The sequence below is a fragment of the uncultured Anaerococcus sp. genome, from assembly GCF_937934665.1.
GTDB lineage: Bacteria > Bacillota > Clostridia > Tissierellales > Peptoniphilaceae > Anaerococcus.
Genome location: NZ_CALGYW010000090.1, coordinates 1 through 11,195, shown reverse-complemented (window position 1 = coordinate 11,195; position 11,195 = coordinate 1). Strand labels below are relative to the sequence as shown.

Here is an 11,195-nt window from a genome sequence, read left to right as displayed (position 1 = left end):
ATAGATTGGCTCTACTACTACCTTAGAAAAGTCGATATCTTCATCTTCGTCAATTGATGCTACAGTTTGTTTGTCATCATCTTTTTTCTCAAGACCAAGTGGTTTCATTGTTGGGAAAAGAAGGACGTCTCTGATTGAGTGTTGGCCTGTTAGGATCATGATTAGTCTATCGATACCTATACCTAGTCCACCTGTTGGAGGAAGACCTACTTCTAGAGCATTTACAAAGTCATAGTCCATCATTTGAGCTTCATCATCGCCTGCTTCTCTTTTTCTAACTTGGTCTAAAAATCTTTCTTTTTGATCTTCTGCATCGTTTAGTTCTGAGAAGGCATTTCCAACTTCTGCTCCTGAGATAAAGGCTTCAAACCTATAAGTTAGAGACCTATCATCATTTTTTCTCTTTGCAAGTGGAGAAATTTCTACTGGGTAGTCAGTGATAAAGGTTGGTTGGATTAGCTTATTTTCAACAAACTCATCAAAGAATTCTGCTATGATCTCTCCTCTTGTTTCCTTAACTTCTACGCCTTTTTCTTTGGCAATAGCGATTGCTTCTTCATCTGTTTTAATTTCGTTAAAGTCTACTCCTGAGTATTCTTTAACAGCATCTATCATTGGAATTCTCTTCCATGGAGCCTTAAGCTCTATTTTTTCGCCATCAAATTCTACAACAGTTGTTCCTTTTACCTTTTTAGCTACGTATTCAACCATGTTTTCAGTGATTTCCATCATGTCTTCATAGTCACCGTAGGCTTGGTATAACTCCATAGCGGTGTATTCTGGGTTGTGGGTTGCATCCATTCCTTCGTTTCTAAACATCCTACCTATTTCATATACCCTATCAAAACCACCTACTATTAGTCTTTTTAGGTAAAGCTCGTTGGCTATTCTTAGGTACATGTCAATATCTAGGGTGTTGTGGTGGGTTACGAATGGACGAGCTGTAGCACCACCTGCTATAGTATTTAAGATTGGTGTTTCTACTTCTAAAAATCCCCTACCATCTAAAAATTCTCTGATTGATGATATGATTTTTGATCTTTGAACAAATACATCTTTTACTTCTGGATTTACAATAAGGTCTATATATCTTTGTCTATATCTAAGGTCAGGATCTTTTAGTCCATGCCATTTTTCTGGTAGCATTTGTAGGGCCTTTGTTAAAAGATCAGACTTGGCTACCTCTATAGATATTTCACCTTGGTTGGTCCTAAATACCCTACCTTCTACACCGATTATATCACCGATATCGTATTTTTTGATATATTTAAAGTCATCGCCGATAACATTTTTACGATTTACTACCTGGATTTGGCCAGATTCGTCTTGTACATCCATAAAGCTCATGTTTCCATGACCTCTTTTGGCAAGAATTCTTCCAGCTACCCTTACAGTTTTATCCTCATAGTCCTCAAAGTTATCCTTGATTTCTTTCGAATTTATCCTATTTTTAAAATTAACTATATGGTGAGGATCTTTTCCCTCTTCTTTGAGGTCATGAAGTTTTTCTCTTCTGACCCTTAGCATTTCATTTAAATCTTGTGTGTTATCAGCCATTTTCTCTCCTTACTTAATCTTCTTTATTACAAAATACATCTTACCATTTGGTGTTTCTACTTCTACCCTATCATCTACCTTGCGGCCTATGATGGCTTCACCAACTGGTGACTCATTAGAAATATAACCTTCGAGTGGATTTGATTCTGCTGTTCCTACGAGTTTGTATTCAACATCTTCTTCAAATTCTTCATCGAAAAGTGTGACAGTGTTGCCAACTCCAACAGTATCAGAGTTTTCTACTACTTCGATAGTTTTAGCATTTCTAATCATGTCTTCTATTTTCATGATCCTAGATTCTACTTCACCTTGTTCATTTTTTGCTTCATCATAATCAGCATTTTCAGAAAGGTCTCCGAAGCTTCTTGCTATTTTTATCTTTTCTGCCATTTCAGGACGTTTTTTTGTCTTTAAATACTCAAGTTCGTCCTCAAGTTTTTCTAATTTTTCCTTAGTTAATATTACTTCTTTTTTTTCTGTCATTATAATCACCTAAAATTTTTTTATATTCATCTAGGAGGTCAAATATTTCCTCGCTAGTATGGATCTTATTTACCCTGTCCCTATATTCGCTTGACATATAAAGACCTTTTATATACCAACCAACATGCTTTCTCATTTGATTTATAACTAGCCTTTCATCTTTAAACTTTAGGGCTAGTTCGTAATGCTCTTTTATTTGAGAAATAATTTCATTAAATGTTACTTTTTCGTAAGTGCCATTTTTTAAATATTCCTTTATATAACGGAAGATAAAGGGGTTTCCCATAGCACCCCTGGCAATCATCGCTCCATCAGCTCCTGTTATTTTCATTGCCTCAACAAAGTCTTCAGGAGTAAAAATATCCCCATTTGCTATTACTGGTATACTTACTTCTTTTTTTAAATTTTTGATAGCCTGCCAGTCGGCATGACCTGAATACATGGCCTTTCTGGTCCTTGCATGCAGTATTAGGTAGTCAGCACCAGCTTCTTCCATAGCTTTTCCATTTTCTATATATTTTATGTTAGTATCATCAACGCCTAGGCGGTATTTGATATTTACTATTTTATCTGTTGAATCCTTTAGTGCCTTGGTTATTTTATAAACCTTGCTAGGATCTTTTAGAAGAGCTGATCCTTCCCCATTATTAAATATCTTAGGAGCAGGACATCCCATATTAAAGGATATTTCTTTTATCTCTTTGCGAGGATTTATCTTCTCTTCTACTACCCTTTTTATCTTTTCTACATCAGAACCAAATATTTGAATATTGGCATTTTTTTCCATATCTGATATAAACATTATCTCTTCTGTCGCCTTATTATCAAAGGCTAGAGCATTTACAGATACCATTTCTGTAAAGGTCTTATCGCAGCCGTTTTTCTCACAAACTACCCTAAAGGCTGTATCTGTTACTCCGGCTAGGGGAGCTAACATGATTTTCTTATCTATTAGAGTTTCTCTCATAGATTATCCTTAGGCCTTCTAGCATGAGATCTGGCTCTATGGTATTGATGTACTTACTTGATTGGGAGATTAGCTCTGAAAATCCCCCTGTAGCTATCACATTGATCTCACTTTTATCGATTTCTAGTCTTTCGACTATCTCATCCTCTATGGTTTCTATAAGCTTATCTATCATTCCAATGTAGCCTATAACTATACCAGCATTTATAGCCTCAGATGTTGATTCTGTAATAGCTGTAGTAGGTTGTTTTAACTCTATTTTAGGAAGCTTGGCAGTTTTGCCAAAAAGTCCATCCTGGGCAATTCTTATACCTGGAGCAATAGAGCCACCAAGGTATCTACCATCTGATGTTATAACATCTAGGGTAATAGCTGTACCCATGTCTACTACTACAGATGGTCCTCCATATAATTCATAGGCTGCAACTGCATCTACTATCCTATCGGCACCTACCTCGCTTGGATTTTCATAATCAATAGTTATACCTGTGTAAGTGTCATAATCAACAGCCTTAGCATCTTTATCAAAAAGCTTTCTATTGGCTGATTCCCAATTGTATAGGACATCTGGTACAACACAAGAAATTATTGTATCTTCTATGTCTTCGATCCTAATATCGTGGATCATAAACATATTAAATAAAGTAGCAACTAATTGATCGCTGGTGCTTTTCAAGTCAGTTGCCACTCTAAATCTAGCCTTCAAATTTTTCTTATCATAAATACCTATAACGGTATTTGTATTTCCAATATCAATAACCAGTAACATATATTCATCCTTTGCTTAATTTAACTCTTATATGATACGGTTATATGGGCTCTTTTTCAAGCTTACTTGCCTAGTTTGTACTTTCTTATAAGTTCGTTAATCTCTTCTATGTCTTCTTTTTTTACCTTAACACTTTCTCTGTTAGTGTTTCCGTCTTTTTTTATTGCCATAACAAGCTCGCCTCTATTTGTATCAAAGCCCCATTTTTTTAGTTCTTTAAAACTCACAAAACCACTTGATACAAGCATACCATTTTCTGCTACATAGAATTTGCCAAGGCTAAAAATCATGAAGACTATAGCTAAGATAACCATTACAATAGCTGTCATCATCGAATATTTATCTCCTATCCTGTAGCCATTTACAAGATTTACCCCTCCAACGATTAGAAGGATTGAAAATAAAATCATTTCCATTGATGATATAGGTTTTTTAAAGCCTTGGGCCTTTTCTCCAAGTAACCTTCTATCCTTAGCTTGTTTAAATAATCTATAGATAAAAAATATTGTAATTGCTCCATATAAAACTAGTATTACTCTATCAAATCCTTGCATATATTCACTCCTTTCCTTTATTTTCAAAAATAAAATAGGCCCTTAGACCTACTTTATATCTTCTATATCTTCATAAACCGATCTTTTAACTATACCTATATAGTTTAAATTCCTATATAATTGATCATAATCAAGACCAAAACCTACTACATATTCATTAGGAATTTTAAAACCTGTAAAGTCAGGTTTGATATCAACCTCACGTCTTTCAGGCTTATCAAGCAGGGTTATAATCTTAAGGTCTCTTGGTTCTCTCTTTAAAAGAGTTTCCTTAATCTTCTTTAGGGTAAAACCAGTATCAATTATATCTTCTACTATCAATACTTCCTTATCTTTTATATCTATATCGAGATCCATCAAAATTTTTACATTTCCTGATGAATAAGTGTTATCCTCATAGGAAGATACGGACATAAACTCCATCTTAGTTTCAACATTTAAGTGCTTGGCAAGTTCTGCCATAAACATTACAGAGCCCTTTAGGATGCAGACTAAAATTAGCTCATCCTTATCGGCATAATGCTCGCTTAGAGTTTTAGCAAGCTGTCTTATCTTTAGATTAAGACTTTCCTCATCTATAAGCACTTTTTCAATCAGATTTTCTCTATCAATTTTCATCATAAACCTCGATTTTTAATATTTTTTTTGTGTTAGCTGTGACCTTAAACTCATCACTTATCCTAAGAGATGTTAGCCAAATTATCTTATCTTTTGAGATTATAAGCGGAATCTCATCGCGCTTATTCCTGTCGATTTTTTGGTCTATAAAATAATCTTTAAGCTTCTTTTCGCTTTTATGGCCCAAGGGCACGAACCTATCTCCGGGGCGCCTAGTCCTTACCTTAAGTGGTAAATCAAGCAAATCATAGTCAAAATACCCCGTATTTCTATCTTTTTCGTATTTATCACTATTAATTATACTTGATTTTAGATAAATTCCATCAAAATTAAGAGTCTCTTCATCCCCCAGGTAAAGTTCTGTTTGTGATTTTTCTTCTTTTCCTACTTCTAAAAGATAAGCATCATAGGATTTTCTAAGTCTTAAGTCATCTTTTATAAGGACCTTGCCAGTATCAAGCTCTATTATCTTTAGTAAATCATCTAAATTTTCTTTTGATATATCTTTTATTTCTCCCTTTAGGATTTCGATTGCTCTTCTTAAAATCCTTCTAAGCAGGGGTTTTTCAGTTTCATCAAACTTTTCCTTATCAAAACTTACCCTTGATCTTGTTACTTTGGCCATGTCTTTAAATTTACTATCGACAAGTCCATCTATAAGCTTTAAATCATCTCTCGCAAGGTCTGATAATTTAAAGAAAGCATCAATAACACCAGGATTGATTTCAGCAAGTTTCGGCATAATATCAAGCCTTATCTTATTTCTAGTATAGTCATTTTCAAAGTTTGTATGATCGATTGCATAGGGAAGATTATTCTTATCTAAATAGGCTAAAATCTCACTTTTTTTGATATTTAAAATTGGCCTTATGATATCCCCACTCTTATAATTCATAGCCTTTAAACCATCAAGACCAGTCCCCCTTACCATTCTCATAAGGAGAGTTTCTGCTTGGTCATCCTTATTGTGGGCAACGGCAATTTTACTAGATGGATAGTTTTTTGCCATATCTTTAAAAAACTCATAGCGAAGACGTCTACCTGCATCTTCTGATGATATTTTTAGTTTTTTAGCCAAATCATCCATGGACCTAGACCTTGAGTTAAATTCTAATCCAAGCTTTTTTGCAGTTTTCCTTACCAAGTCCTCATCTAAACTTGCCTCTTTCCTATGAAGGTGGTTTAAGTGGGCAAGGACTATGTCAAAGCCTAACTTTTCCTTAAGTTTATCAAGGATAAAAATCATAAACTGGCTATCTGGTCCTCCGCTTGCGCCGATGATTATAGTATCACCCTTGTTAATTAACTTGTGTTCGGTAAGGTTTTTTAAAATCCTATCTTCCATCTGCATTTGTTTCTGTATTTTCCTCTGGACTTAAGTTTTGGTTTGAATTAGCATTCGTATTTGCTTCTTCATTTTGACTGCTGTCTTGATTTAGATTTTCATTAGAATTGGAATCTAGATTAGACTCTGCTTGGTTTTCACCTTCTAAGCCTTCTCCATTTGGCTTACTTACTTGTTTAATTACAGAATTTTCTTCTGACTCGGAAGCCTTTTCATCCTTTTTTACCATTCCTAGTCTTTCCCTGGCTACCTTTTCCTTAAAAAGGTCGGTATTTCTCATCTCATAGTCTTCTTTAAGTTCAGATATTTCAGTTTTTATATCTTTTAATTTTTTTTGACTAGAAACTATATCTTGGCTCATCCTCTCATTTTCCTTATTCATTGAAGAATTTAGGTAGAAAAATCCTAGGCCTGATACAAGAACTAGGCCGGCCATAATTCTTAAAAATCTTTTATTTTTTGCTCTTCTTTTAGAAAGGTAGGAATCTCTCCTCGCCTTTCTTTTATTATTAGCCATCTATTACCTCATACATATCATCTGAAGTGCTCTTCTTAGCTCCTTCAATAAGGTCAAGAACTCTAATCTTTAGGATTGACTTCCCAAAGGTAATCTCTATAATATCCCCTTTTTCAACTTCACTACCAGCCTTAGCTATCTTATCGTTAATCTTTACTCGCTCATTTTCACAAGCTTCTTTGGCAACCTGACGTCTTTTTATTATTCTTGAATTTTTTAAAAATTTATCTACTCTCATACGATAACTTTACTTTTAAGGGCTCGATTATGCAATTTAGCCAAATTTCTTATTATCAGTATAGTAATCATATGAAATACATCCTCCACATCGATTGCGATGCCTTTTATGCATCCTGCGAAGAAATCAGAAATCCAAAACTTAAAAAAAGACCCATGGCTGTGGGTGGTTTGACCAATAAGTCTATAATTACAACAGCTAACTACGAGGCTAGAAAATTTGGCATCCACTCTGCCATGCCCGTTTTTATTGCAAAAGACCTGTGTCCAAACCTTATTATGGTAAAGGTTGACCATCCCTATTATAGGGAAAAATCTAGGGAAGTTTTCGATTCGATAAAACTACATGCCAATCTTTTTGAGCAAGTTTCCATTGATGAGGCCTATATCGAAATAGATATCGAAAATCCAAGCTTATTTGCAAAAAACCTACAAAAACAAATCCTAGATGAAACTGGGATTCCTATCTCAATCGGTATTTCCTACAACAAATTTTTGGCAAAACTTGCAAGCGACTGGGATAAGCCTTTTGGCATTAAGTATATAGACAAAAAAGAAGCAAAGAGGATTTTACCTAATCTTGATGTAGGAAAGGTTCATGGGATTGGAAAAAGAGCAACAGCAAAGCTTAATAATATTGGTATCTATAAGGTTTCTGACCTACTAAGACTTGATAGGTATTTTTTAGAGGAGCTTTTTGGAAAAAGTGGGGATTATATCTATGATGTGATTAGAGGAGTTGATAATAGACCAATAAATCCACTTAGGGACAGGAAGTCTATTGGCAAAGAACGCACCTTTAGTCAAAATACAAATGATAAAAAAATACTCAAAGATTATCTAAGAAACATAGCAAATCTTATAGAAATTGAAATGATAAAAAAAGACATCCAAGCTAAAACTGTTTCCATAAAGCTAAAAGATGAGAATTTTAAAAACCAAACCCGATCTATAACTCTCCAAGAACCTATCTACCAAGCTAATAACATCTATACAGAAGCTATAACACTTTTAGATGAGGTCTTTAAGGGTGAATACATAAGGCTAATAGGTATATCCCTTTCAAACCTTTCTGCTAGGGATATGAACCAACTTAGTTTCCTATAAAAATAACCCGCAAGTATTTAGATTAAATACTTGCGGGTTTTGTTTTTATTTATCATCTAACATTGCTTCTTGTTTATCTTCTTCGTTTTCTTCTGCTTCTTCACTTTCCAGTTCACCCTTAAAGGCTGCTCTGACCTTCTCATCAATTTGTTTAGCTAATTCTGGATTTTCTTCAAGCATGGTCTTAACATTTTCCCTACCTTGACCTAGCTTTTCATCTCCATAAGAATACCAAGAACCTGCCTTTTCTACTATATCAAGGTCTACAGCGGTATCTAGAAGGACACCAGTTTTAGAAATTCCCTTTCCATACATAATATCAAATTCTACTATCTTAAATGGTGGGGCCACCTTGTTTTTTGCGATTTTTACCCTAGTTCTAGATCCTATAGAGTTATCTCCTTCGGTAATGGTTTTGATCCTTCTAATATCAAGTCTTACTGAAGAGTAAAACTTAAGGGCACGTCCACCTGTAGTTGTCTCAGGACTACCAAACATAACCCCGATTTTTTCTCTTAGCTGGTTGATAAAGATAACTGTGGTGTTTGATTTAGATATAATACCTGTAAGTCTTCTTAGGGCCTGACTCATAAGTCTCGCTTGAAGCCCCATATGGCTATCTCCCATCTCACCTTCTATCTCAGCCTTTGGTACAAGGGCAGCAACTGAGTCTATTACAATTAGACCAACAGCCCCACTTCTTACTAGGCTTTCTGCAATATCTAGTCCTGCCTCACCGGTATCAGGTTGAGATAAGATTAGTTCATCTATATTTACTCCGAGGTTTCCAGCATATTCTGCATCAAGGGCATGCTCAGCATCGACAAAGGCACATGTATCGCCCATCTTTTGAGCTTCTGCGATTACGTGAAGGGCAAGAGTTGTCTTACCAGATGATTCTGGCCCATAGATTTCTATTACCCTACCTCTAGGTAGGCCACCGATTCCTAGGGCTATATCAAGATTTATAGCTCCAGTTGGGATTGCGTCAATTGAGACCTTTGGCGCCTCACCCATCTTCATAATAGAGCCCTTTCCGTATTTCTTTTCTATCTGCTTAAAAGCCTGGTCTAGGGCTTTTTTCTTATTTGCGTCCATATACACTCCTTATACACTTAATGTCTTCTTTTATTATATACCTTTTTTAGTCAAAGTCTAATTTATAGTTCTTATCATATTTAAAGCAAAAATAATAAATTGCACGATCACCATAACAATAAGTCCGATATTTATCTGTTGCATTCCTATCAAAAGAGGTGTCATCAAAAACAAGATCCCACCAAAAATAACTATGTTTGAACTAAGTTTATCTTCCGCATAGGCTGACTTTCTTAGGGCATTTATCAAAATTATCCCTGCTAGTAAAAGAGAGGCTATAAAAAGTATCGGGAAAAAATTACCATAGCCCCAAGTCATTGCTGACACAAAATTAAACCTCTTTATGGTTATACTTGCTCCATCAGTCATAAATCTTTGATGGATAAAATTTCCCATAAGTGCTGCCAGGGCTAGAAATATCAGGAGAATAATTTCTCCTATAATTAATTTCTTGTCTTTTGTAGTTTCCATAAATACTCCTTAAAATGAGTCTAAATCATAAAATTTCATTGATAACTAACTTTTAACTATTTATTAAAATTCCTGTAAGAGTCTTACTGGTACTGTCAAATTTTTTGTGTAAACTCTAACTTGTTAATTTTGTTATCTTAATTCACCATTTACAATTAAATTGTAGATTTGATTGTAGATGGTGAATCACTTATTTCCTCTATCATCATTTTAAGCTCATATCTTACCAAACCAAATCCAAGATGGGTCCTATTTGAAAATTTATTATTATATTCTGATACTAGTATATAGATTGCTTTATCAAGGCTTTCTTCATTTGGAAATTGAACTTTCTGTTTTAATTTTCTTTTTATGTCTTTATTGAAATTTTCGCATATATTATTGGTATACATGCTTCTTCTTATTGCTTTTGGAAATAGCATAAAGGTGAATAAATTATCTTTTCCTTCTAGCATTTTTCTAAGTTTAGGATATTTAATTGACCATTTTGATAAAAACTCAGTCAATCTTTTTTCTGCTGTTTCTATATTATCTGATGAGTAGATGAGTTTAGCATCATTTGCTACTTCTAGTTTATCTTTTGCCCTTACCTTATTTTCTATATTCCTCATTAAGTGTGTCCAGCATGTTTGATGTTTTGATTTTGGGAATATATCTGTTACTGCTTCTTTTAATCCTACTAGTCCATCACTTACAAAGAGTAATACATTTTCTAATCCTCTTGATTTTAAGTTTATTAGCATTTCCTTATAGTTATTTGCTGATTCTTCAGGGAATAATGAATAGTCTAGTACTTCTTTGTTTCCGTTTGGATCTATACCAATTATTACATGTAGGGCTTCTTTTGCTACTGAATCCCTTCTTACTGGTAAGTATGTAGCGTCACAATACAAAACTACAAAGTCTTTTTTGATTTTGCGATTGTGGTAGGCTTCTATTTCATTTTTCATTACTTTTGAGATGTTTGATATGGTTGTTGGAGAATAATTGTTTCCATACATTTTTTCTAATAGGTCTGCTATTTCTCTTGTAGTTATACCTTTCTTGTATAGAGTTATGACCATATTCTCAAGATTATCTGTGTTTCTAGCGTATGCTTTTACAGTTTCTTGTTTAAACTCACCTGCTCTGTCTCTTGGTATTTGAAGCTCAAGTTCTCCAAATCTAGTCTTTAAGTTTCTATGATAATATCCATTTCTAGAATTGCCCGACCCATAGCCTTTATATTCCCATTTTTCATAGTCTAAAAATACTGTTAGTTCTGATTTTAATAGGTCATTAATAGCTATTTCTAATTGTTGCCTAAAAAATTCATTAATATCTAATCCTTGGGCTAGTATTTGTATTAAATCTGTGTTAAAATTATTCATAAGAGAACTCCTTGTTAGTTTATGTTTTTCTTTTATTTCTTAACAAAACTTTACAAGTTTGAGTTCTCTTTTTCTATTTTACACATAATATTTTATACTATG

The 11,195-nt window shown here is 34.1% G+C and carries 13 protein-coding genes; 1 reads left to right on the top strand and 12 read right to left on the bottom strand.

Annotated elements, in window-relative coordinates; translation table 11 throughout:
• The 9 genes from lysS to Q0410_RS05070 form a co-directional block, all read right to left on the bottom strand.
• On the bottom strand, nucleotides 1-1,557 hold a 1,557-nt coding region (lysS, locus tag Q0410_RS05110; RefSeq protein ID WP_299033760.1), incomplete at its 3' end, for a lysine--tRNA ligase.
• Nucleotides 1,558-1,566: 9 nt separating this feature from the next.
• Nucleotides 1,567-2,040, bottom strand: a complete 474-nt coding sequence (gene greA / locus Q0410_RS05105; RefSeq protein WP_299033756.1) for a transcription elongation factor GreA — start codon at nucleotides 2,038-2,040, stop codon at nucleotides 1,567-1,569.
• A complete protein-coding gene (gene dusB, locus Q0410_RS05100) occupies nucleotides 2,009-3,007 on the bottom strand; it encodes a tRNA dihydrouridine synthase DusB (RefSeq protein ID WP_299033753.1) in 999 nt (332 codons plus the stop codon). The genes greA and dusB overlap by 32 nt, the downstream gene beginning before the upstream one ends.
• Nucleotides 2,985-3,776, bottom strand: a complete 792-nt coding sequence (locus tag Q0410_RS05095; RefSeq protein ID WP_299033751.1) for a type III pantothenate kinase — start codon at nucleotides 3,774-3,776, stop codon at nucleotides 2,985-2,987. Before Q0410_RS05095 ends, dusB begins: the two co-directional genes overlap by 23 nt.
• Nucleotides 3,777-3,838: 62 nt before the next feature.
• Complete coding sequence (locus Q0410_RS05090; RefSeq protein ID WP_299033748.1) at nucleotides 3,839-4,330, bottom strand: DUF5673 domain-containing protein; 492 nt, start codon at nucleotides 4,328-4,330, stop codon at nucleotides 3,839-3,841.
• 48 nt (nucleotides 4,331-4,378) lie between these two features.
• Complete coding sequence (gene hpt, locus Q0410_RS05085) at nucleotides 4,379-4,948, bottom strand: hypoxanthine phosphoribosyltransferase (RefSeq protein WP_299033746.1); 570 nt, start codon at nucleotides 4,946-4,948, stop codon at nucleotides 4,379-4,381.
• Nucleotides 4,938-6,299 carry a tRNA lysidine(34) synthetase TilS gene (tilS, locus tag Q0410_RS05080; protein WP_299033743.1) on the bottom strand — a complete coding sequence of 454 codons (1,362 nt, stop codon included), beginning with the start codon at nucleotides 6,297-6,299 and terminating at the stop codon, nucleotides 4,938-4,940. Before tilS ends, hpt begins: the two co-directional genes overlap by 11 nt.
• A complete protein-coding gene (locus tag Q0410_RS05075; protein ID WP_299033740.1) occupies nucleotides 6,283-6,810 on the bottom strand; it encodes a septum formation initiator family protein in 528 nt (175 codons plus the stop codon). Before Q0410_RS05075 ends, tilS begins: the two co-directional genes overlap by 17 nt.
• Nucleotides 6,803-7,048: an RNA-binding S4 domain-containing protein gene (locus Q0410_RS05070; RefSeq protein WP_299033737.1), complete on the bottom strand. Its 246-nt coding sequence runs from the start codon at nucleotides 7,046-7,048 to the stop codon at nucleotides 6,803-6,805. Before Q0410_RS05070 ends, Q0410_RS05075 begins: the two co-directional genes overlap by 8 nt.
• A gap of 71 nt (nucleotides 7,049-7,119) precedes the next feature.
• On the opposite strand from Q0410_RS05070, the gene Q0410_RS05065 reads away from it, so the two are divergent.
• Nucleotides 7,120-8,154, top strand: coding sequence for a DNA polymerase IV (locus tag Q0410_RS05065; protein ID WP_299033763.1), 1,035 nt, complete (start codon nucleotides 7,120-7,122; stop codon nucleotides 8,152-8,154).
• A 45-nt stretch (nucleotides 8,155-8,199) separates the two neighbouring features.
• On the opposite strand, the gene recA is transcribed toward Q0410_RS05065, so the two are convergent.
• The 3 genes from recA to Q0410_RS05050 form a co-directional block, all read right to left on the bottom strand.
• Nucleotides 8,200-9,252 carry a recombinase RecA gene (gene recA / locus Q0410_RS05060; RefSeq protein WP_299033734.1) on the bottom strand — a complete coding sequence of 351 codons (1,053 nt, stop codon included), beginning with the start codon at nucleotides 9,250-9,252 and terminating at the stop codon, nucleotides 8,200-8,202.
• A 57-nt stretch (nucleotides 9,253-9,309) separates the two neighbouring features.
• A complete protein-coding gene (locus tag Q0410_RS05055) occupies nucleotides 9,310-9,723 on the bottom strand; it encodes a hypothetical protein (RefSeq protein ID WP_299033731.1) in 414 nt (137 codons plus the stop codon).
• Between the two features lie 155 nt (nucleotides 9,724-9,878).
• Complete coding sequence (locus tag Q0410_RS05050; RefSeq protein WP_299033728.1) at nucleotides 9,879-11,093, bottom strand: IS256 family transposase; 1,215 nt, start codon at nucleotides 11,091-11,093, stop codon at nucleotides 9,879-9,881.
• Nucleotides 11,094-11,195: the final 102 nt, after the last annotated feature.